At 72.0% G+C, this 20,152-nt stretch carries 22 protein-coding genes; 15 read left to right on the top strand and 7 right to left on the bottom strand.

Going from position 1 to position 20,152, the window contains the following annotated elements; translation table 11 throughout:
• Nucleotides 1–14: 14 nt before the first annotated feature.
• Nucleotides 15–473, top strand: coding sequence for an Lrp/AsnC family transcriptional regulator (locus tag ABIQ69_RS13975; RefSeq protein ID WP_350347736.1), 459 nt, complete (start codon nt 15–17; stop codon nt 471–473).
• A 51-nt stretch (nt 474–524) separates the two neighbouring features.
• Here the strand turns inward: ABIQ69_RS13975 and arr are convergent, their stop codons facing one another.
• Nucleotides 525–935 carry an NAD(+)--rifampin ADP-ribosyltransferase gene (gene arr, locus ABIQ69_RS13970; RefSeq protein ID WP_350347735.1) on the bottom strand — a complete coding sequence of 137 codons (411 nt, stop codon included), beginning with the start codon at nt 933–935 and terminating at the stop codon, nt 525–527.
• An 84-nt stretch (nt 936–1,019) separates the two neighbouring features.
• Between arr and ABIQ69_RS13965 the strand changes: the two genes are divergently transcribed.
• On the top strand, nt 1,020–1,586 hold the full coding sequence (locus tag ABIQ69_RS13965; RefSeq protein ID WP_350347734.1) for a GNAT family N-acetyltransferase: 567 nt from the start codon (nt 1,020–1,022) through the stop codon (nt 1,584–1,586).
• 53 nt (nt 1,587–1,639) lie between these two features.
• Here ABIQ69_RS13965 and ABIQ69_RS13960 read toward each other — a convergent pair whose 3' ends face one another.
• From ABIQ69_RS13960 to ABIQ69_RS13950, 3 genes are read right to left on the bottom strand one after another with little or no spacing between them, the layout of a single operon-like run.
• On the bottom strand, nt 1,640–2,038 hold the full coding sequence (locus ABIQ69_RS13960; protein WP_350347733.1) for a TIGR03618 family F420-dependent PPOX class oxidoreductase: 399 nt from the start codon (nt 2,036–2,038) through the stop codon (nt 1,640–1,642).
• Between the two features lie 21 nt (nt 2,039–2,059).
• Nucleotides 2,060–2,467, bottom strand: coding sequence for a VOC family protein (locus ABIQ69_RS13955; protein ID WP_350347732.1), 408 nt, complete (start codon nt 2,465–2,467; stop codon nt 2,060–2,062).
• Between the two features lie 39 nt (nt 2,468–2,506).
• Nucleotides 2,507–3,472 carry a WYL domain-containing protein gene (locus tag ABIQ69_RS13950; protein ID WP_350347731.1) on the bottom strand — a complete coding sequence of 322 codons (966 nt, stop codon included), beginning with the start codon at nt 3,470–3,472 and terminating at the stop codon, nt 2,507–2,509.
• A gap of 92 nt (nt 3,473–3,564) precedes the next feature.
• Here ABIQ69_RS13950 and ABIQ69_RS13945 point away from each other — a divergent pair, with 92 nt between their 5' ends.
• Nucleotides 3,565–3,966 carry a RidA family protein gene (locus ABIQ69_RS13945; RefSeq protein WP_350347730.1) on the top strand — a complete coding sequence of 134 codons (402 nt, stop codon included), beginning with the start codon at nt 3,565–3,567 and terminating at the stop codon, nt 3,964–3,966.
• A 66-nt stretch (nt 3,967–4,032) separates the two neighbouring features.
• Here the strand turns inward: ABIQ69_RS13945 and ABIQ69_RS13940 are convergent, their stop codons facing one another.
• Nucleotides 4,033–5,766: an FAD-binding protein gene (locus tag ABIQ69_RS13940; RefSeq protein WP_350347729.1), complete on the bottom strand. Its 1,734-nt coding sequence runs from the start codon at nt 5,764–5,766 to the stop codon at nt 4,033–4,035.
• Nucleotides 5,767–5,843: 77 nt separating this feature from the next.
• Between ABIQ69_RS13940 and ABIQ69_RS13935 the strand changes: the two genes are divergently transcribed.
• From ABIQ69_RS13935 to ABIQ69_RS13905, 7 genes are all read left to right on the top strand, one after another.
• Entirely contained in the window at nt 5,844–6,779 is a 936-nt protein-coding gene (locus ABIQ69_RS13935) for a LysR substrate-binding domain-containing protein (RefSeq protein WP_350347728.1), read from the top strand.
• Between the two features lie 137 nt (nt 6,780–6,916).
• A complete protein-coding gene (locus tag ABIQ69_RS13930; protein WP_350347727.1) occupies nt 6,917–7,882 on the top strand; it encodes an ABC transporter substrate-binding protein in 966 nt (321 codons plus the stop codon).
• A 44-nt stretch (nt 7,883–7,926) separates the two neighbouring features.
• Entirely contained in the window at nt 7,927–8,874 is a 948-nt protein-coding gene (locus ABIQ69_RS13925) for an amino acid ABC transporter permease (protein WP_350347726.1), read from the top strand.
• Complete coding sequence (locus tag ABIQ69_RS13920) at nt 8,871–9,677, top strand: amino acid ABC transporter ATP-binding protein (protein WP_350347725.1); 807 nt, start codon at nt 8,871–8,873, stop codon at nt 9,675–9,677. Before ABIQ69_RS13925 ends, ABIQ69_RS13920 begins: the two co-directional genes overlap by 4 nt.
• Before the next feature lies 1 nt (nt 9,678).
• Nucleotides 9,679–10,881 carry a M20 family metallopeptidase gene (locus ABIQ69_RS13915; protein ID WP_350347724.1) on the top strand — a complete coding sequence of 401 codons (1,203 nt, stop codon included), beginning with the start codon at nt 9,679–9,681 and terminating at the stop codon, nt 10,879–10,881.
• 43 nt (nt 10,882–10,924) lie between these two features.
• A complete protein-coding gene (locus tag ABIQ69_RS13910; RefSeq protein ID WP_350347723.1) occupies nt 10,925–11,812 on the top strand; it encodes a MurR/RpiR family transcriptional regulator in 888 nt (295 codons plus the stop codon).
• Nucleotides 11,813–11,989: 177 nt separating this feature from the next.
• Nucleotides 11,990–13,309, top strand: a complete 1,320-nt coding sequence (locus tag ABIQ69_RS13905; protein WP_350347722.1) for a hypothetical protein — start codon at nt 11,990–11,992, stop codon at nt 13,307–13,309.
• Between the two features lie 308 nt (nt 13,310–13,617).
• Here ABIQ69_RS13905 and ABIQ69_RS13900 read toward each other — a convergent pair whose 3' ends face one another.
• Nucleotides 13,618–15,036, bottom strand: a complete 1,419-nt coding sequence (locus tag ABIQ69_RS13900; protein ID WP_350347721.1) for an APC family permease — start codon at nt 15,034–15,036, stop codon at nt 13,618–13,620.
• 134 nt (nt 15,037–15,170) lie between these two features.
• On the opposite strand from ABIQ69_RS13900, the gene ABIQ69_RS13895 reads away from it, so the two are divergent.
• The 4 genes from ABIQ69_RS13895 to ABIQ69_RS13880 all read left to right on the top strand — a co-directional run bounded on the left by ABIQ69_RS13895 (nt 15,171) and on the right by ABIQ69_RS13880 (nt 17,961).
• Nucleotides 15,171–15,653 (top strand): hypothetical protein, encoded by a 483-nt coding sequence (locus ABIQ69_RS13895; RefSeq protein WP_350347720.1) that lies wholly within the window; start codon nt 15,171–15,173, stop codon nt 15,651–15,653.
• Between the two features lie 39 nt (nt 15,654–15,692).
• Nucleotides 15,693–16,436 (top strand): SUMF1/EgtB/PvdO family nonheme iron enzyme, encoded by a 744-nt coding sequence (locus ABIQ69_RS13890; RefSeq protein WP_350347719.1) that lies wholly within the window; start codon nt 15,693–15,695, stop codon nt 16,434–16,436.
• A 134-nt stretch (nt 16,437–16,570) separates the two neighbouring features.
• On the top strand, nt 16,571–17,200 hold the full coding sequence (locus ABIQ69_RS13885; RefSeq protein ID WP_350347718.1) for a hypothetical protein: 630 nt from the start codon (nt 16,571–16,573) through the stop codon (nt 17,198–17,200).
• Nucleotides 17,197–17,961, top strand: a complete 765-nt coding sequence (locus tag ABIQ69_RS13880) for a PspA/IM30 family protein (RefSeq protein ID WP_350347717.1) — start codon at nt 17,197–17,199, stop codon at nt 17,959–17,961. The genes ABIQ69_RS13885 and ABIQ69_RS13880 overlap by 4 nt, the downstream gene beginning before the upstream one ends.
• A 74-nt stretch (nt 17,962–18,035) precedes the next feature.
• Here ABIQ69_RS13880 and ABIQ69_RS13875 read toward each other — a convergent pair whose 3' ends face one another.
• Complete coding sequence (locus tag ABIQ69_RS13875) at nt 18,036–19,451, bottom strand: MFS transporter (RefSeq protein ID WP_350347716.1); 1,416 nt, start codon at nt 19,449–19,451, stop codon at nt 18,036–18,038.
• 144 nt (nt 19,452–19,595) lie between these two features.
• Between ABIQ69_RS13875 and ABIQ69_RS13870 the strand changes: the two genes are divergently transcribed.
• Nucleotides 19,596–20,135 carry a bifunctional nuclease family protein gene (locus ABIQ69_RS13870; protein WP_350347715.1) on the top strand — a complete coding sequence of 180 codons (540 nt, stop codon included), beginning with the start codon at nt 19,596–19,598 and terminating at the stop codon, nt 20,133–20,135.
• The last annotated feature ends 17 nt before the right edge of the window (nt 20,136–20,152 follow it).

Raw genomic sequence — 20,152 nt, 5'->3', positions numbered from 1 at the left:
GATAGGCTGCCCCCATGGATCACCGGGACGACCTCGACGACCTCGACCGAGCGCTGATCACCGCGCTGCAGGAGGACGGCCGGCTCGGCTACGCCGAGCTCGGGGCCCTCGTCGGGCTCACCGCGGGCGGCGCCCGCAAGCGGGTCAAGCGGCTCGAAGACCGCGGCGTGATCCAGATCGTCGGCGTGACCGACCCGCTGCGGCTCGGGTACCAGAGCATGGCCATGATCGGCATCGTCTCCGACCGCGACCCCGAGGAGGTGGCGGCCGCGATCAACGAGATCGACGATGTCATCTACGTCGTGCTCGTGGCCGGGCGCTACGACCTGCTCGTCGAGGTCATCGCGGCCGACCGCGACGCGCTGTTCGAGCTCGTCAACCGCAAGCTGCGGACGATCCCGGGCGTGAGTCGGGCGGAGACGTTCACGTACTACGGCATCCGGACCCACCGCTTCGGGTGGGGGACGAACTGACTCGGCGACGGCGGGTGGCGCCCCAGGCGGGCATGCCTGGAGCGGCCCGCGTCAGTTGATGATCTCGCCGCGTTCGTCGGCTTGGAGGGCGGCGAGCCGCTCCCGCCAGGAAGCCAGGGCCTCGGGGGTCAGCCGCGTCCAGTCGGCGACCTCGCCGAGGATGCGGAGCGGTGCGCCGCTGCGGTAGGACCTGGTGGGGTTGCCGGGGAACTTCTTGTCGGTCACGTTCGGGTCGTTCTCGAACGGCCCGGTCGGCTCGACGAGGTAGACGCGCGGTTCGCCGTCCCCCGCCGCGAGTTCGGCCGCGAGGCCCGCGCCGTCGGGCAGCGCGGTGAAGTAGATGTGGTTCATCACGACCTCCGGGCGGTAGTTCGACCGGAAGCCGGGGGTGAGGAGGTCGCCGACCTGCAGATCGGCCTTGGTGCCGTGGTAGAAGGGGCCCTCGTCCAGCACGTCGCTCATCGGGGCAGCCTAAGCGACGGGCCGGTAGCCTGGAAGGCTGCCGAACCGGCGGCGTCTCATCTCGCACCTCTGGAGCAACGCCACGTGACCCACCTCGTGCGCCCCGCCGGGCCAGAAGACCTGGATGCCGCGGCCGACGTGCTGGCCGCGGCCTTCGATCGATACTCCTGGACCCGCTGGAGCATCCCCGCCGACGACTACTCGCACCGCCTGAAGGCCCTCCAGCGTCTCTACCTCGGCCATGCGCTGAAGCACGGCATCGTACTCGTCGAGGCGAGGCTCCGCGCTGTCGCCGCATTCCTTCCGCCCGGCGCCCCCGCCCCGGACGAACCGGCCGAACGGGAGATCGCCGCATTGCATGGGTCGCGACTCGCAGTGCTCGGAGCGCTCCGGCTGCCCGCGCCGCCGACCGAGGCCTGGACGCTCGAAACGGTCGGGGTCGACCCGGCGCACCAAGGCGCCGGTCTCGGCAGCGCCGTCACGCTAGCCGGCCTCGAGACCGCCGGCGAGCACGGCGCGCCGGTTGCTCTGGAGACCTCCGACGAGCGGAACGTCCGCCTCTACCAGCGCCTCGGCTTCGAGACCACCGCGACCACCTTCGTCCAGAGCGGTCCGACCGTGTACTCGATGCTGCGGGCCGCGGCGGCCTGACGGACTCTCCCGTTCCGACGGCGAGATGATCGGTCACTGCGTGGCCCGGATCGTCAGCGTTCGCTCGAGCGCATCCCAGCGGACCCCAGCACCCGTTCGACCGTGAGCTCGAGCACGACGCGTCGCGGGTTCGGCCGCGGCTGGCGGTAGCGAGCGGCGTAGAGCGCGACGCCGAGGGCGACGTCATCGGGGTCATCCGTCACTCGAACCGGTCCTTCGAAACTGATCCAGCGGCGGCCGTCGACGCTCGTCACGGTGGCGCGGCCGCTGCGCTCGGCGTTCAGGAACTTCTGGGAGCCGCCGCTGCCGATGACGCGCACGACGCCGTCGAGGTAGGTCATGCCGACCGGCACCGAGTGGATCCGCCCGTTCCGGTCGAGCGTGGAGAGGGTGGCGAGGTGGTACTCCGCGAGGAACTCCCGGGCGGCATCGGTCAGCATGGGTGTCGTCACGGCTGCTGCGGCGGCGGCCGCTCAGCCCTCGGCCGACTCCCGCGGCGGGTTGTGCATGAACTCCAGGCGGATGCCGTTGTCGTCCTCGACGAAGGAGGCGTAGTAGCGGTCGTTGAACCGCGGGAAGACCTTCGGCTCGCGAACGGCCGTCCACCCGGCCTGCATCGCGATCGCGTGCAGCTCGTCGACCTTCTCTCGGGAGTCGACCGCGAACGCGAGGTGCTGCCACCCCACCCGTCCGTGCCGGTGCGGACCGCTGCCCGCCTCACGCGCCGGGAAGAGGATCAGCTCCTCCTCGCCCAGGGACCAGGCGACGCTGCCGTCGGCGTCCTGACGGGTGCAGCCGAGCGCCTGCATCACGGGATCGAACTGGGCGATCGAACGGGGCAGGTCATCGACGGTGATGCCGAGGTGATCGAAGAGAGCCACCCCGACATCCTAGGAGGGCCCGCGACCCTCGCCGCGCGGTCACGAGTACCTGGCGGCAAGGGCTGACGCCCGGTCGCGGATGGCGGTGCGGAGCTCACGCGGAGCAAGGACCTCGCCATCCGTCCCGAGCTGCCACAGGGCCCACTCCGCGTGCCGCAGATCCTGGAAGCTCGCATCCAGGAGCAGCCTCCCATCGGCGTCGAGCGCTTCGGCCAGCACCGCGAGCGCCGTGCCGACGACCTCTTCGCGACGCTCGGGTGAGATCCTCGCTCGCACGACGACCTGATCGCCGCCCGTGCGGAACCGCGTGCTCCGCTCCGTCCACAGCCGTTCGAGATCGACCTGATCGGGGCGCTCGGCGGGCTCGTCGAGCGCCTCCGCCTCCAGGATCCGGGAGAGCCGGTAGGTGCGGTCGGCCCCCGCGACCGTGGCGAGCAGGTACCCGATCTGCCGGACCGTCACCAGCCCGATCGGGTCGACGGTGCGCCACGCGGGCTCGCGCTCGGCCGCGGCGTATCGCATGCGCAGCTTGCGGCCGCCGAGCACGGCCCGTCGAACGGCGAGCATCACCGCGTCGGGCACGTCGTCGCCGGCGCCCCGGCGCACGAGCAGGTCCGTCTCGGGATCGACCAGGATGCGACGGGACATGCCGTCGACGTCGAGCCGGTGCCGTTCGGGAAGCGCGTCGACGACCTTGCGCATGGCCGAAGCGAGCGCCGTGCCGAGTCCGAAGAGCCGGTCGTTCCGGGCGGACCCGGCGGTCAGCAGCGCGAGCGCCTCATCGTGGTTCAGGCCGGTGAGCTCGGTGCGGAAGCCTGGCAGCAGCTCGAATCCGCCGTGTCGCCCGCGCTCCGCGTAGACGGGCACACCGGCCGCCGACAGCGCCTCGATATCGCGCAGCACGGTGCGGGTCGAGACCTCGAGCTCCCGGGCGATCGTCGACGCGGGGAGTCGGCCGCGCTGACGGAGGAGCAGGACCAGCGAGACGAGACGATCTGCGCGCATCTGCCCACTCTGCCCGATACCTGACAGACGGTGTCGTGATTTATCGAGAGGCTGGAGTCCGACGTCCTTCCGAAGACATGAATGGAGCTGGAATGACACTCGAACGAACGGCCGTGAACCCCGCGACGTGGTCGGCCGAACTGGGATTCGATCAGGGAGTGCTGGTCTCCGGCGCGACCCGCACGCTGTACGTCTCCGGGCAGACGGCGATGGACTCCGACGGGCGGCCGCAGCACGCGGGCGACGTCGCGGCGCAGCTCTCGCTCAGCATCGACAACCTGGAGGCGGTGCTCGAGCGCGCCGGGATGACCCTCGCGAACCTGGTGCGCCTCAATGTCGCCACCACCGACGTCGACGCGCTCTTCCCGCACTACGGTCTCCTGGCCGCGCGTCTCGGTGCGGCCGGCGTCGCGCCCGCCACGACGATGCTGGGCGTCACCCGGCTCGCCGTTCCGGGCCAACTCGTCGAGCTGGAGGGGACCGCCGTCGCCTGAGTCCGCGGGTGCGTGCGCGCCAGGGCGGGCCGGTCCGAGAACCGGCCCGCCCTGGCGTCTCCTGCGCTACTCGACGAGCTTGCCCACCGTCGACACGTCGCGCATGAGCGCCGCGATCTCCGCCGGGATCGGCGGGATCTCCTCGCGGGTCACCCCGGTCGACGGCGACCAGACGAGGTTCACCTGCAACGATTCGTCGAGCTCGGGGAAGTCGCTGCGGTTGTGGCATCCTCTCGTCTCCCGCCGCTCCAGCGCGGCCTCGAGCGTCGCGCGCGCGGCGAGCGCCGCGGACTTCAGGTCGAAGGCATGCGCGAGGTCCTGGTAGCCGGCGAGGTCGGGATGCACCCCGATGTCGGCCATGCGGGCCTCGATCGCGTCGAGCTCGGCGAGGCCGGCCGTGAGGCCCTGCTCGTCGCGAACCACGCCGGCGTGCTCGGTCATCGTGTCGCGGATCGCACGCTGGAGCGCGCGCACGTTCTCGCTGCCGTCGGCGGCGAGGAGTCCGTCGATCTCGGCCCGTGCCGCCCGTACCGCGGCGGCCGAGCGCTGCTGCGCCGCGAGTCCGCGCGAGTACTCGGCCGCGGCCTGGCCGACGATGCGGCCGAAGACGAGCAGCTCGATGAGCGAGTTGCCGCCCAGCCGGTTGGCGCCGTGCAGTCCGCTGGATGCCTCGCCGATGGCGTACAGCCCGGGCACGTCGGTGCCGTGGTCGTCTGGCCGCACCCAGACGCCGCCCATCGAGTAGTGCGCCGTCGGCGCGATCTCGATCGGCTGCTTCGTGATGTCGAGCATCTGCAGCTCGAGCATGGTCTGGTACACGCGGGGAAGACGGGTCATGATCGTCTCGCGGGGCAGGTGCGAGACATCCAGCCAGACGCCGCCGTTAGGGGTTCCGCGTCCCTCCTTGATCTCGGTGTAGGCGGCGAGGGCGACACGGTCGCGCGTCGAGAGCTCCATGCGCTCGGGGTCGTACTTCGCCATGAAGCGCTCGCCGAGGGCGTTCGTGAGGATGCCGCCCTCACCGCGCGCCGCCTCGCTGATGAGGGTGCCGGCTGCGTTCTCGGGCTCGATGATGCCCGACGGGTGGAACTGCACGAGCTCGGGGTCGCGCACGCGGCCGCCGGCCTCGACGGCGAGGCGCCACGAGTCGCCCGTGTTCTCGTCGCGCCGCGACGAGGTGCGCCGCCAGATGCGGTTGTGGCCGCCGGCGGCGAGGATGACGGCGTCGGCGTGGATGAGGTAGCGGGTGCCGTCGTCGAGGTCGAACCCGTACGCGCCGAAGACGGCGCCGTCGTCGTTCACGAGGATGCGCGTGACGTAGACGGTGTCGAGGATCGGGATGTCCAACTGTGCTGCCCGGTTCACGAGGGTGCGCTGGATCTCGAGGCCCGTGTAGTCGCCCGCGAACGCGGTGCGCCGGTACGTGTGGGCGCCGAAGAAGCGCTGGGAGATGCGGCCGTCGTCCTCGCGGGCGAACGGCATGCCGTAGCGCTCGAGATCGTGGATGCCCCGGGCCGCGTGCTTCGTCACGAGCTCGACGGTGCGGGGGTCGGCGAGCAGGTAGCTCTCCTTCAGCGTGTCGGCGGCGTGCTGCTGCCAGCTGTCGTCGGGGTCCATGGTCGCGAGCGCGGCGTTGATGCCGCCGGCGGCGAGGGCGGTGTGCGCGTCGGACTTCGACCGCTTGCCGAGTGCCATCACGTCGACGCCCGCCTCGGCGAGCTCGATGGCGGCCCGCAGGCCGGAGCCGCCGGTGCCGATGACGAGCACGGTCGTGGAAATCTGGCGTTCAGGATTGCTCATGTTCTCGACGGTAGGTCGGCGGCATCCATCCGTCCAATGCATCTTTCGGCTCTGCACGATGCGCATAGGCTATGGACATGAACCTCGACCAGCTCCGCGGCTTCGTCGAGATCGCCCGACTCGGCAACTTCACCCAGGCGGCCGACGAGCTCCACCTCGCGCAGCCCTCCCTCAGCCGCCAGATCGCGGTGCTCGAACGCGACCTCGGCGCCCAGCTGTTCCACCGCGCCCGCGGCGGCAGCACCCTCACCGCGGCCGGCGAATCCCTCCTCCCGCTCGCCCGCCGCATGCTCGCCGACGCCGAATCGGTGCGGCGAGAGCTCGCCGAGCTCGCCGGGCTGGAGCGCGGCCGCGTGCGCCTCGGCGCGACGCCCACGCTCTGCATCAGCCTCGTGGCCGAGGTGCTGAGGGCGTTCCACGCGGAGCATCCCGGCATCCACCTGCACCTCTCGGAGCAGGGGTCGCGGCGCCTGCTCGACGAGCTCGCCGCCGGCGAACTCGACCTCGCCCTCATCACGACGACGGATGCCTCGCCGGCCGAGCGGTTCACCGTCACGCCGTTGCTCGTCGAGGAGCTCGTCGTGATCTCCTCGGCCGCGGAGCCGCCCGTCACGTCCGGCGATGCGATCGCGCTCGCCGAGGTCGCCCGGCTGCCGCAGATCCTGTTCAGCTCCACCTACGACCTGCGGAACGCCACGGATGCCGCGTTCCGGAGCGCAGGCCTCGTGCCCGACGTCGCGCTCGAAGGCGCCGAGATGGACGCCGTGCTGCGGTTCGTCGAGCGGGGCCTCGGCGTGGCGATCGTGCCCGCGATGGTGCTCATCGACCGTCCCGGGCTGCGGTCGGTGCGACTCGCCGAGCCGAGGCTCGAGCGCGCCATCAGCCTCGCCCGCCCCGCCGATGTCGCGCCGGCCGCGGCGGTGCAGGTGATGCGACGTACGATCACGGAGCGTGCGGCCGTGTTCGCCGCTCGGTCCGGGGCGACGATGCGAGCGGCCGCGCCCGTCGCCTGACCGCCGGGCGAGCCCGCAGCGACGGGTTCCACAACGAAACAGGTATTACATCGAATGAGAATGTAGACACGATGAAACAGATGTTTCATAATTGGAGTCCCATCCGCTCACCGTCGAGCGCACCCGAAAGGTCTCCCATGGAACTCGCTTCTCCGCTCGCCGCCCGCTCGGCCGCCGCGGCCGCCATCGTGGCCGCCGCCCTGCTCACCGCCGGCTGCTCCGCCCCCGCCCAGTCCGCCGACGCCGGTGCGCAGGCCGGCCCCGCCGAGGTGCTCGGCATCTCGATCGAGGTCGACGGGGCCGCGCGCGCGGCGCTGCCCTCCGACGTGACGGAGGCCGGCGTGGTGAAGGTCGCCACCGACGCCCCGTACGCCCCCTTCGAGATGGCCGTGAGCGAGGGCTCCGACGAGCTCACCGGCGTCGACGTCGAGCTCGGCCGCGCCATCGGCGCGAAGCTCGGCGTCGAGTTCGAGTTCGCGCAGCAGGGCTTCGACGGAATCATCCCGGCCCTGCAGGCGGGCAACTACGACGTCGCGATCTCCGCCATGACCTCGAGCGTCGAGCGCATGGACGTGCTGACCTTCGTCGACTACTCCGCATCGGGCACCGGCATCCTCGTCCCGGCCGGCAACCCCGACGGCATCGAGAGCTACCTCGACCTGTGCGGCAAGAAGGTCGCCGCGCAGGCCGCGACCAGCCAGGTCGACCTCGTCAACGAGGTCTGGCAGGCCGACTGCGAGGCGGCCGGCGCCGGCCCCATCGAGCTCTCCGAGTTCCCCGCCGACTCCGACGCCCAGCTCGCGATCACCGCCGGGAAGGTCGCCGCATCCGTGCTCACCAAGCCGAGCGCCGGGTACGTCGCGAAGACCACCGGCGACGCCGAGGTGTTCGAGGTCGTCGAAGACCCCGAGGCGCCCACCGGGTACAACGCGACGCTCAACGGCATCGGCGTGCCGAAGGCCGACGAGGAGCTCGCGACCGCGATCCAGCTCGCGCTCCAGTCGCTCATGGACGACGGGACGTACGAGCAGATCCTCGCCGAGTTCGGCGTCGAGGGCATCGGCATCGACCGGGCGACCATCAACGGCGCGAAGGACCAGTAGCGGCCGCCTCGCGTCACCGCATCGACCACGACCGGAAGACCCTCATGACTGCAACGCAGCAGCCGGTGGCCGGGGCGCCCGCGGAGCGATCCGCGGGCGCCGCCGGCGCCGGCCCCATCCAAGCCGTCCCACTGCGGCATCCCGGCCGGTGGGTGGCGGCCGTCCTCGTCGGGCTCGTCACCGCCCTCTTCATCGTCGGCTTCGCCCAGAACCCCAACATCGACTGGCCGACCGTCGGCGAGTACCTCTTCGCGCCCCTCACCCTCCGAGGCGTGGGCGTCACCCTCTACCTGACGGTCGCCGCGATGGCGTTCGGGCTCGTCGGCGGGGTGATCGTCGCCGTCATGCGGCTGTCGAAGAACCCCGTGCTGCGGGTCGTCAGCGGCCTGTTCGTGTGGGTGTTCCGCGGCACGCCGGTGCTGCTGCAGCTGATCTTCTGGGGCTTCATCGGGGCGTTCATCCCGAAGCTGGTGATCGGCGTACCGTTCACGAGCATCGAGTTCTGGTCGGTCGACACGGCCGACCTCATCCCGGCGACCGTCGCGGCGCTGCTCGCGCTCGGACTGAACGAGATGGCCTACGCGTCGGAGATCGTCCGCGGCGGCCTGCTCTCGGTCGACCACGGGCAGACCGAGGCGGCGCACTCCCTGGGCATGTCGCCGGGCAAGACCCTGCGCCGGATCGTGCTGCCGCAGGCGATGCGGGTGATCATCCCGCCGATGGGCAACGAGGTCATCACCATGCTGAAGACGACCGCGCTCGTGTCGGTCGTCGCCGGGCAGGACCTCATGTCCAACCTGCAGGCCGCGTACGCGCAGAACTTCAAGATCATCCCGCTGCTCGTCGTCGCGGCCATCTGGTACCTCGCGCTCACGAGCATCCTCACCGTGCCGCAGAACTGGCTCGAGCGGCGCTACGGCCGCGGCGTGACGGGCGGGCGTCAGTCGCTCGTGTCGCGCGTGTTCGACACCTGGAAGGGCGCCACCGCATGACCGGCACGCTCCACACCGTCGGTGCCGCCTCGGCGCCGGCCGCCGTCCCGATGATCGAGGCCGCCGACGTGCACAAGCGCTTCGGCTCGCTCGAGGTCTTGAAGGGCATCAGCCTTTCGGTGCAGCGCGGCCAGGTGGCATGCCTTCTCGGGCCGAGCGGCTCCGGCAAGTCGACGTTCCTCCGGTGCATCAACCATCTCGAGAAGATCGACGCCGGGGTGATCCGCGTCGCCGGGCAGACGGTGGGCTACGCCGAACGCAGCGGCCGGCTGCACGAGCTCCGCGAGGCGGAGGTCGCACGGCAGCGACGGCGCGTCGGCATGGTGTTCCAGCGCTTCAACCTCTTCCCGCACATGACGGCCCTCGAGAACGTGATCGAGGCGCCCACGCAGGTGCTCGGTCAGTCGAAGGCCGCGGCGCGCGAGCGAGCCCTCGAGCTGCTCGAACGGGTCGGGCTGGCTGAGAAGGCCGGCGCCTACCCGAGTGCCCTGTCGGGAGGCCAGCAGCAGCGCATCGCGATCGCGCGGGCCCTCGCCATGGACCCGGAGGTGATGCTCTTCGACGAGCCGACCTCGGCGCTCGACCCCGAGCTGGTCGGCGACGTGCTCGACGTGATGCGCGGGCTCGCGGCATCCGGGATGACGATGGTCGTGGTCACGCACGAGATCGGCTTCGCGCGCGAGGTCGGCGACACCGCCGTCTTCATGGACGGCGGCGTGGTCGTCGAACAGGGCACGCCGGCCGAGGTGCTCGGCAACCCGCGCGAGGCGCGCACGCAGTCGTTCCTGTCGAAGGTGCTCTGAGATGGCGGGTCCGATGCCGGGCGGTGCCGTCACGCCCGCCCGCCCGGCCGGCGCCGACCTGCTGGCGGCGGCGAGACGCCTCGACGCGGCGTTCCGGCGAGACCTCGAGGCGGCGGTGTCCATCGATTCCGGCTCCTGGAGCCCCGACGGCGTCGGCCGGATGGCCGCGTGGGCGGCCGACCGGCTGACCGCCGACGGCTTCCTGGTCGAGCGGATCCCGACGCCCGAGACGGCCGGGGCGCGGTTCGCCGACGTCGTCGTCGGCCGCAGACGCGGAACCGGGTCGGCGAGGGTGCTGCTGTTCGCGCACCTCGACACGGTCTTCGCCGACGGCGTCGCCGCCGAGCGCCCGTACCGGGTGTCCGGCGACCGGGCGTACGGTCCCGGCGTGTGCGACGACAAGGGCGGTCTCGTCGCCGGCCTGACCGCGGCGAGGGTGCTCGCCGAGACCGGGTGGGACGGCTACGGCGAGCTCGTGCTCGCCTTCACCCCCGACGAGGAGGTCGGGTCGCCCGCGAGCCGGGACATCCTCGCCGCGCTCGCGAGCGAGTCGGATGTCGCGCTCTGCCTCGAATGCGCGCGCGAGAACGGTGATCTCGTCGGCGCCAGGAAGGGGGTGGCGGACCTGCGGGTGACGGTGCGCGGCCGCGCGGCGCACTCCGGCGTCGAGCCCGAGCGCGGGGTCAACGCGGCCGTCGAGGCCGCGCATCTGGTCCTCGAGTTCCAGGGGCTGAGCGCGACACGCCCCGGACTGACCGTGAACGTGGGCCGGGTGCGGTCGGGATCGCGGCCGAACATCGTCCCCGACGGCGCGGAGCTCCAGGTCGAGGTCCGCGCCGAACGCACGGACGACCTGCTCGCGGCGTTCGACGCGTTCGACGACCGGGCGGCGCGACCCGTCGTCACAGGTGCGGCCGTCTCGATCGAGCGGCTCGACGTGTGCCCGCCGCTGGAGCCCGCGGCGACCGACGCGCTCGCCGCGGTGGCCCGCCGTGTGGGGAAGGAGCTCGGGCTGGCGTTCGAGATCGCCCGCACGGGCGGGGCATCCGACGCCAACTTCGTCGCCGCGACCGGGGTGCCGACGCTCGACGGCCTCGGCCCGGTGGGCGGCGGCGATCACGGCGTGGACGAGTGGCTCGACCTGGCGAGCGTCCCGGAGCGGGTGGCGCTGCTCGCCGGCGTGATCGCCGAGTGCTGCCGATGAGCCGGGCGATTGCCGCTACCGTGAAGGACACGAGGGGAGTGGGATGACCGCAGCGAGCGCGCAGCCGGCATCGGTGGCGGAGGCGATCCGCCGCGGCCTCGGCGACTGCACCCCCGCCGAGCGCAAGGTCGGGCGGGTCCTCCTCGCCTCCTACCCGTCGGCCGGCTTCGAGACCGTGGCGAAGCTCGCGGCACGGGCGGGCGTCAGCGGCCCGACGGTCGTGCGGTTCGCCAACCGGCTCGGGTACAGCGGCTTCCCCGAGTTCCAGCAGGCCCTGCGCGACGACCTCGACCAGCGGTCGGCCTCGCCGCTGTCGATCTACGACCGTGCGCGGGAGGCCGCGGGGGAGCAGCAGCAGAGCCCCGAGGGCGGCGTGCTCGAGCGGGCGGCGGCGACCACGGTGCAGACGGTGGATGCCACGTTCCGGCGCCTCGCCCCGCACGACTTCGACGCCTGCGTCGAACTGCTCGCGGACGCCAAGGGGTCGGTGTGGCTGGCCGGCGGACGCTACAGCGGACTGCTCGCGAGGTTCCTCGCCCAGCATCTGCTGCAGCTGCGACCGCGGGTGGCGATGCTGCCCGACGACCCGAGCACGCGGGCCGCGGTGGTCGCCGGCCTCGGCCGAGCAGACGCGCTCGTCGTCTTCGACTACCGCCGCTACGAGGAGTCGACGCGGTCGCTCGTCGAGCACGTGCGCGCGCAGCGCGTGCCGGTGGTGCTGTTCACCGATGCGTGGCTGTCGCCGATCGCGTCGGAGGCGGACGTCGTGGTGCAGTCGGAGACGACCTCGGCGTCGCCGTTCGATGCCATGACCCCGGCGCTCGCGCTCGTCGAGGCCGTGATCGCGGGATGCCTCGAGCGCCTCGGCGACCGCGCGACCGAGCGGATGCGCCGCATCGAGCGCTCGGCGTCGCAGCTCGGTCTCTACTGAACTGAGCCGAGCCGAGCCGAACTGAGCAGAGCCGAGCCGCGCCGGGGCGGGTCGTTCGGCTCGGGCGTTCGGCGTGCCGGCATGCGCCCGTGGCTCCTCTTCCCCTCGGCTGTAACACCGGTTAGAGTCTGGGTGTTTTCACCAGATTTGAAACATTCATTTCGTGAAGGAGACCTCGTGTCCCGACCTCCCGTCCCCGCTGCGTTCGTCGCCGTCGCCGTCGCAGCCGGCCTCCTGCTGACCGGTGTCACCGCCGCCCCCGCGTCCGCCGCCGGCCACTCAGCCCCGATCCGGCCGACCGCCGTCCTCATCGGCGGCAACCTCTCCGAGAACGCGGACATCCTCCGTGCGATCGTCGATGCGGCCGACCCCGACGGCGAGGGCCCGGCGCGAGCGCGCATCGCCATCGTCACCGCCGCGGCAGCTCCCGCCGAGACCGCGGAGGAGGCCGCGGACGACTCGCTGAACAACGCCGCCGCCAACGGGCTCTACTACTCGGCGCTGTTCGAGCGCTTCGGCGCGGAGACCTACGCCGTCCCCGTCGACACCGCCGTCGACTACGAGAGCGACCCCTACACGCCCGGCCGCGCCGACGACGCCGACGTCGCGGCGGAGATCCGGGCCGGCACCGCCGTGTTCTTCGGCGGCGGCGACCAGATGCGCTACGTCCGCACCCTCCAGGACTGCGCGCCCGCCGAACTCGAGGCCTTCACCTCCTGCACCGACACGGCCGCGCTCGCCGCCATCCGCGACGTCGCCGCACGCGGTGTCGTCGCCGGCGTCAGCGCCGGCCTCACAATTCTGCAGGGGGCCGACATGGTCACGGGAGGAGAGTCGTACGAAGCCTGGCGCGACGGCGCCACCGCGGGTTACCTCGACGACGCATCCGCGCTCGGCTACCTGCCGTCGGGCGGCTTCGGGTTCGTCGACGGGACGCTGCTCGACAGCCACTTCACGACATGGGGCCGGCAGGGCCGAGCCGTCGCGCTGGCCCTCGCGACCGGCCACGACCGGGTCCTCGGCGTCGACGAGACCACGGCGCTCGTGCTCGACCGGCGCAGCATGCAGGGACGGGTCGTGGGCGAGCAGGGCGTGTCGCTCCTCGACCTCCGTGCAGCGCGCGGCGGAGCCGACGGCGTGGACGGCGTGGACGGCGTGCGCTGGACGTACGCGACCGCCGGGGACTCGCTGAACCTCCGCTCCGGACGGGCGTCCGAGGCGCCGGGCTCCGTGCCGCTGGCCGCGGACGGCGCGACCGTGGCGCCGGTCGCCGACGTGTGGGACTCCATGTCGGGAGCCGGCGGCGAGTACTCGCTCCGCGACCTCGCCCGCGCCGTCGCCCGATCGGCGGACGGAGCCGGCAGCGGCACCAGCCTCGAGACCGGTCCGCAGTTCGAGACCACGCTGCTGCGCGAGCGGCAGACGCGGGCGTGGACGACGCCGTCCGGCGCGGTGTCGTTCGCCGCCCTCGAGCTGTCGATCTCGGCGCGGCCGTAGGCCGTCGGCCTTCGGCGCGGCCGTCGGCCGCGGCGCGGTGATGGTGGGTGCCGGCCCCTCCCGGCACCCACCGGGGCGGTGCCGGAGCCCCGAACACTCCCGCACCACGGTCGGGCTGCCACCCGGCGCCGCCACCGGCCGCCGGCGCCGAGCGATCGACTCGCTCGGCGCCGGAGCGCGGCTCAGGGGGCGACGCACCCCACCGGTTCGTGGGCCGTGACCGGTCGCGAACCTCGGGGGACTGGATACTCCAGCACCGGGAGTCCATCACACGCGCGCCGAGCGCGCTGGAGAAATCACCCTGAGGATCACCCTGACCGCTGGCCGGCTTCCCGCCGTCGCGCCATCGCCGTGTAGATCCGTTCGATCATCCAGAGCACGACGCCGACGCCGAGCAGCCCGAGTGCGATGCCGTACTGCCCGGATGGCCGTCCTGACGTCCACGGGAACACCAGGAAGAGGCAGGTGATCGCCCCGATCACGGGGAGCACCACCGGCGTCCGGAAGTGACGGTGATCGACGGGCTGCCGACGCAGCACGAGCACGGCCACGTTCACGACCGCGAACACGGTGAGCAGCAGCAGCGACGTCGTGCCGCCGAGCAGCGCCACGATCGACCCTTCCGCGTCGAGCGACACGTACACGATCAGGCCGGCGGCGAGAACGCTCGTGAAGAGGATCGCGGCCCACGGCGTGCGCCGCCTCGGGGCGACCTTCGCGAGGAACGGCGGCAGCACCTGCTGCCGGCTCATGCCGTAGAGCAGCCGGCTCGCCATCATCATGTTGATGAGTGCCGTGTTCGCGACCGCGAACATCGAGATGAACGGCACCAGATCGGCGATCGGGAAGCCGGGGGCAGCGGCCTGGACCGCGGTCACGAGGGGCGTCTCGCTGCCGACCAGGTCGCCGATCGGCACCAGCGCGACGACCGTGATCGACACCAGGACGTACACCACCGCCGTGATGGCGAGCCCGCTGAGCAGGATCTTCGGGAAGATCCGACTGGGGTCCTTCGTCTCCTCCGCCATGTTGACGGAGTCCTCGAAGCCGACCATCGCGAAGAACGCGAGCGAGGTGGCGGTGCTGACGGCGAGCAGGATGCCCTTGTCCTCGGGGGTCTCGAACGCCACGACCCGCGACCAGTCGGCGTTGCCGCCCGCGATCGCCCACATGCCGATGAAGATGACGATGAGCAGCCCCGACAGCTCGACGAGGGTGAGGACCACGTTCAGCCAGATGCTCTCGGTCACGCCGCGGAGGTTCACCAGCATGATGAGCGCGATGAATGCCAGCGCGATGAGCATCGTCGTCAGCGTGTCATCCGGAACCGGGAACGCGACCGCCAGGTTCGCCGCGAACGCGCGCGACGCCGTCGACGCGGACGTGATGCCGGAGGTCATCACGATGAAGCACACGAGGAAGGTGAAGAAATGCACGCCGAACGCCTTGTGCGTGTACAGGGCGGCGCCGGCCGCCTGGGGATACTTGGTGACGAGCTCCAGATAGGAGAACGCCGTCACCGTCGCCACCGCGAACGCGAGCAGGAACGGCACCCATGCGGCCCCGCCGACCTCCGCCGCAACCTGACCGGTCAGCGCATAGATGCCGGTGCCGAGGATGTCTCCCACGATGAACAGCAGCAGCAGTCCCGGGCCGAGCGCCCGCTTCAGCTCGGGCTGTTCCGGCTCGACGGCCTTGACGACCTGCGTCCAGGACGGATCGTTCATGAGGTGCCCCCTTCCCCTTGGCAGCAGACCATACTCTCCGAGCGGCGTGGGCTCGACGAGGGCGGGGCGTGTCACGGGGGAGGCGGGCGTCGGCGCCGTTGACGGTTCGGACCCGTCGCGACGAAGCTGGTCGGGTGATCTCCGACCCGCAGCGCGAGCCCGCCGTCGCGCCCGCGCCGACCGGCACTCCGATGCCGCCGGCGACGTCCGCGTCCCCGCCCGCGCCGGTCCGCATCCGGTGGGGCTGGTTCGCCGCGTGCATCGCGCTCGGGCTCGCCGCGATCTCCATCGGCTGGACGTTCACCGCGCCAGCCGACCGGCTCGGCTACCTGGGCGGGGTGCTGGGCGGCATCGGCACCACGCTCCTGCTCGTCGGCGTGGTCGTGCTGCTCGAGCGGCGGATCATCGACACGGCGGTGAGCGTGGTCCGCACCGCGACGCGCGACGCCCGGCGCCGCAGCGAGGAGGCGCTTCGCGCCGAGGTCCACGAGTTCGAGCAGCGCGTCGCAGCCGTGTGGGAGGCGGAGGATCCCGACGCGGCCGCCGCACGCATGCGCGACATGATCGACGAGTTCAGCGCGCGGGTGGCGTCGAGCGCGTCCGGCGAACGGCGGTAGCCGAGCGAGCGGATGCTCCGGCCGTGCGAGACTGCCCCGATGACCGACCTCGAACTCGCCCGCATCGAGGGCGGCACCGTCGCGCTGCACGACGCGCGCCGGCAGGTGCGCTGGAGTGTGGACCTCGAACCGTTCGAGATCGGCGTGTACCCCGTCACCGAGGAGCAGCTCGGCGGTCTGCTCGGTGAGACCGCGGCGCACCCTCGCCGCCCGGCGACCGAGGTGAGCTGGCTGCGCGCCATCCGCTTCTGCAACGCCGCATCGGAGTGGGAGGGACTGGACCCCGCGTACACGTTCGACGGCGAAGAGGTCACGTGGCACGTCGACGCCGGCGGGTACCGGCTCCCGACCGAAGCGGAGTGGGAGTTCGCGTGTCGCGCGGGATCGACCGGTCCGCACTACGGTCCGCTCGCCGAGGTCGCGTGGACGGCGGCCGACGGTGTGACCACGCCGCAGGACGTGGGCGGGAAGCATCCGAATCTCAACGGGCTCTTCGACACGCTCGGCAACGTGTGGGAGTGGTGCTGGGACCTGCTCGATCCCGCGCGGTACGACGGGTATCGCGTCTTCCGCGGAGGCGGGTTCGCCGACGACGCGTGGAGCGTGCGCGCCTCGACGCGTCGCGGTGGCGCACCGCGGATGCATCACGAGGACGTCGGGTTCCGGGTCGCGCGTGGCGGCTTCGATGGCGCGGATGCTGCACAGGGATGGTCCGCGGCGATCGATGCCGAACGCGCCGCGATCGACGGCCCCCTGCCGTACGGGTGGACGCCGAGACGCTGAGCCTGCGTCCCACCTGCGAATCTCCTCCGACCCGACCACCTCCGGCGAATCCGGGGTATCCTCAGCAGACGCGTTATATCGCGTTTCGTGGGAAGCTCGCCGTCGAGCCATCGACGGGGCAGGGGGTGGTGTGCGTGACCGGCATCGAGTTCGTGCTGACCGTGCTCGGGGTGATCGTGCTCCTCTCGCTCGGCGTGACCGTGGCGTTCGTGCTCGTCCTGCGCTCCGTCGTGCGACGGATCCGCCGGAGCCGCGCCGTCGGGGGAGCGGCGCTCCGCGCCCGAGCCCGCGTCGCCCGAGGCCCGCAGCGCACGGTGCTCGCGCTCCGCGTCCGGCTCGACGACGCCGTCCGGAGCGGCCGGGCCGCTGTGGAGGTCGCGGCCGGAAGCCCCGGGCCTCGAGGTGAGCTGCCCAGGCTGTTCCGCCGTGTCGGCGACGAGGCATCCGTGCTCGACCTGCAGCTGCGCCTCATGGAGAGCGAGACCGACGCGCGTGTGCTCGCCGACGAGCTGCCCGCCGCACGAGGACGTGTGGAGCAGGTCGAGCAGCTCGTGCGACGCGTGCGCGCTGCGGTGTCGGCGGGCCTCACCGGCACGACCGACGACGCGCTCACCGCGCTCGGATCCGACGTCGAGCGCGAGGTCGCGGCACTCCGCGCGGGCATCCAGGAGCTTCAGGAACTGAACCGGCGCGACGGTCGCGTCGGTGAGACCGGGCGGCAGCGGGCCGCATCCACCGTTCGAGATGAGGGGAACCGACCATGAGCAACGCCGACAGCAACGCCGCACGCGTGCGGACCATCTTCCGCAGCAAGACGCGCAAGGCGCTCGACCGCATCGAGGATCCGCGCGAGACCCTCGACGACAGCTACGACCAGCAGGTGAAGCTCCTCCAGCAGGTGCGTCAGGCCGTCGCCGAGGTCGCGACGGCCAGGAAGCGAATCGAACTCCAGGGTGAGGAGATGGGCGGCCGGTACCAGCGGCTCGGCGCCCAGGCCGCGGAAGCGCTCGCGCAGGGCCGTGAGGACCTCGCCCGCGCCGCCCTCGAACGACGCGCGATGCTCGAGGGCCAGGTCGGGAAGCTGCAGCAGCAGTACACCGCGCTCGAGCAGCAGACCGCGCAGCTGCAGGAACGGGAACGGCGGCTCACCGACCAGGTCGCGGCGTTCCGCATCGAGAAGGAGACGATCAAGGCCACCTACACCGCGTCCGAGGCGCAGGTGCGCGCGAACGAGGCGGTCTCGGGTCTCAGCTCCTCGATCCAGGACGTCGGTTCGAGCCTCGACCGGGCGCGCGACCGGGTCGCGCAGATGCAGGCCCGTGCCGCCGCGACGGACGAACTGCTCGCGAGCGGCGCGCTCACCGACCTCACCGCGACCCCCGACGCCGACATCGAGCGCCAGCTCGCGGCGGTCTCGGCGCAGGCGGAGATCGACCGGCAGGTCGAGGCGCTGAAGCGCGGCGGGGCGGCCGGAGTTGGACCGGGCGAGGGCGGCTGGCTGAGCATCGGGCGCGCCGGCTCGTAGCCGGGTGTGCGGGCGTCGCGGCGTCGGCCGGCGTGCCGTCGGCCGGCGCACAGCCGGTGCTCGGGCCGGCCGGCTCAGTCCGCCCGCGCCGGAGCCTCGCCGCTCTCGGCCTCGAGCGCGGCCGCGCTGCCGGGCTGCTCTTCCGGCTTCCGGATCCAGATCCACGACACGATGCCGCCCGCGGCCATGAGCGCCGCGGTGACGACGGCCGCCCGGTGGAAGCCGTCGAGGTCGAGCTGCCCGCCGACGATCGCCGCGAGCATGGCGATGACCAGCAGGCCCGCGACGCGGGAGACCGCGTTGTTCACGGCTGACGCGATGCCCGACCGCTCGGGCTCGATCGAGCCGAGGATCGCCGACGTGAGCGGGGTGACCGTGAGCGTCAGGCCGAAGCCGAACACGAGCACGCTCGGCAGCACCTGCCACCAGTACGAGAAATCGCTCGAGACGGTGAGCAGCAGCAACGCCCCGGCGGCCATGATCAACGGCCCCGCCGTCATGAACAGGCGCGGCCCGAGCTTGCCCGACCACGAGCCGACCTTCGAGCTCAGCAGGATCATGATGACGGTCGTCGGCAGGGTCGCGAGCCCCGCGAGCGTCGCGGGGAGACCCGCCCCCTGCTGCAGGTAGACCCCGAGCACGAACCCGTTCAGCGACAGCGCGCCGTAGATGAACAGCGTCGCGATGTTGCCGCTCCAGAAGTTGCGCACCCGGAACAGCGACAGCGGCATCATCGGCTGCGCGGCGAAGCGCTGACGCACGAGGAACCCCGCGAACGAGAGCAGCCCGACCGTGAGCGGCACCCAGATGAGCGGGGACGACCAGCCGAGGTTCGGCTGCTCGATGAGCGCGAACACCGCGCCGCCGAGGCCGACCGTGCAGAGCGCGGCGCCCAGCCAGTCGATGCGGCCGCCCGGCTCGCGGAGATCACGGTGCCCGACCTTCACGAGCCGCGCCGACAGCCACAGCGTGACCGCGATCGGCAGCACGTTGATGAGGAACGCGAACCGCCATGAGGCCAGGTCGACGAACAATCCGCCGACGACGGGGCCCGCGATCATCGCCGCCGTCGTGAGCGCCGTCCAGATGCCGATCGCCCGCGCCTGCGCCTCGTCGCGGAAGTTCGAGGTGATGAGGGCGAGCGAACTCGGCACCAGCAGGGCGCCGGCGATGCCCTGCACCCCGCGGGCCACGATGAGGAACTCCGACGTCGGCGCCGCCGCGATCGCGATCGACGCGATGCCGAAGCCGATGAGGCCGATGCGCAGCACCAGCAGGCGCCCGTAGACGTCGCTCACCGAGCCGGCCACGAGGATGAGCGAGCCGAGCGTGATGAGGTACGCGTCGACGACCCACTGCTGGGTCGCGAGCCCGCCGCCGAGCTCGTCCATGATCGCCGGCAGCGCCACCGTGACGACGGTGCTGTCGAGGAACGAGACGAAGGAGGCGAGCACCGCGATCGAGAGCACGAGGCGCTGGTCAGGGGACATCCGCGCAGCCATGCCTTCACGCTAGCCCCCGCCGCGGACGTCGCGCCCGGATGCCCCGACATCGCCCGCCCGGCGCCTCGCCGGCCGTCTCGCGCGCTGCGGACGTACGATGGCTGCATACCCGCTCGGCCGACGGGAGTCCCCATGGTGCAGGTCCGCGTGCTCGGCGTCGCGCTCGACGCCGCCCGGCAGCACGTCGTGCTGCTGAAGCCGATCCTCGAGGAGGAGGGCGAGGGGCGGATCCTCCCGATCTGGATCGGCGCGCAGGAGGCGACCTCGATCCTCATCGCCATCCAGGGCGAGCAGGCACCGCGGCCGTTGTCGCACGACCTCATCACCACGCTGTTCGGTGCCGTCGGCGCGACGCTCGAGCAGGCCGAGGTGACCCGAATCGACGAGGGCACGTTCTACGCCGAGCTCACGCTCCGCACCCCGACCGGACGCCAGATGATCGACGCGCGACCCTCCGACGCGGTCGCGCTCGCGGTGCGCGCCGGGGCCCCCATCCTCGTCGACGACGACGTGCTCGAGGAGGCCGGCATCGCCGCCGAGCTCCTCGAACCGCACGAGCCGCACGAGCCGAGCGACGCCGAGGTCGCCGAGGGGGCCGCGCTCGACGAGGCGAAGCTCGCCGAGTTCAAGCGCTTCCTCGAAGACGTCGACCCCGAGGACTTCCAGGGCTGACCCCCGGCCTCGCGCGA

The sequence above is a fragment of the Agromyces sp. G08B096 genome, from assembly GCF_040267705.1.
GTDB lineage: Bacteria > Actinomycetota > Actinomycetes > Actinomycetales > Microbacteriaceae > Agromyces.
Note: the sequence above shows the minus strand (reverse complement) of the source record. Positions and strands in the feature narration are given on the sequence as shown.

Excerpts from the sequence above, each read along its gene's own strand:
- ABIQ69_RS13975 (WP_350347736.1), top strand. The coding sequence starts at position 15 with ATGGATCACCGGGACGACCTCGACGACCTCGACCGAGCGCTGATCACC.
- ABIQ69_RS13870 (WP_350347715.1), top strand. The coding sequence starts at position 19,596 with ATGGTGCAGGTCCGCGTGCTCGGCGTCGCGCTCGACGCCGCCCGGCAG.
- ABIQ69_RS13880 (WP_350347717.1), top strand. The coding sequence starts at position 17,197 with ATGAGCAACGCCGACAGCAACGCCGCACGCGTGCGGACCATCTTCCGC.
- ABIQ69_RS13910 (WP_350347723.1), top strand. The coding sequence starts at position 10,925 with ATGACCGCAGCGAGCGCGCAGCCGGCATCGGTGGCGGAGGCGATCCGC.
- ABIQ69_RS13875 (WP_350347716.1), bottom strand. The coding sequence starts at position 19,451 with ATGTCCCCTGACCAGCGCCTCGTGCTCTCGATCGCGGTGCTCGCCTCC.
- ABIQ69_RS13930 (WP_350347727.1), top strand. The coding sequence starts at position 6,917 with ATGGAACTCGCTTCTCCGCTCGCCGCCCGCTCGGCCGCCGCGGCCGCC.
- ABIQ69_RS13950 (WP_350347731.1), bottom strand. The coding sequence starts at position 3,472 with ATGCGCGCAGATCGTCTCGTCTCGCTGGTCCTGCTCCTCCGTCAGCGC.
- ABIQ69_RS13920 (WP_350347725.1), top strand. The coding sequence starts at position 8,871 with ATGACCGGCACGCTCCACACCGTCGGTGCCGCCTCGGCGCCGGCCGCC.
- ABIQ69_RS13935 (WP_350347728.1), top strand. The coding sequence starts at position 5,844 with ATGAACCTCGACCAGCTCCGCGGCTTCGTCGAGATCGCCCGACTCGGC.
- ABIQ69_RS13925 (WP_350347726.1), top strand. The coding sequence starts at position 7,927 with ATGACTGCAACGCAGCAGCCGGTGGCCGGGGCGCCCGCGGAGCGATCC.
- ABIQ69_RS13890 (WP_350347719.1), top strand. The coding sequence starts at position 15,693 with ATGACCGACCTCGAACTCGCCCGCATCGAGGGCGGCACCGTCGCGCTG.
- ABIQ69_RS13900 (WP_350347721.1), bottom strand. The coding sequence starts at position 15,036 with ATGAACGATCCGTCCTGGACGCAGGTCGTCAAGGCCGTCGAGCCGGAA.
- ABIQ69_RS13945 (WP_350347730.1), top strand. The coding sequence starts at position 3,565 with ATGACACTCGAACGAACGGCCGTGAACCCCGCGACGTGGTCGGCCGAA.
- arr (WP_350347735.1), bottom strand. The coding sequence starts at position 935 with ATGAGCGACGTGCTGGACGAGGGCCCCTTCTACCACGGCACCAAGGCC.
- ABIQ69_RS13940 (WP_350347729.1), bottom strand. The coding sequence starts at position 5,766 with ATGAGCAATCCTGAACGCCAGATTTCCACGACCGTGCTCGTCATCGGC.
- ABIQ69_RS13915 (WP_350347724.1), top strand. The coding sequence starts at position 9,679 with ATGGCGGGTCCGATGCCGGGCGGTGCCGTCACGCCCGCCCGCCCGGCC.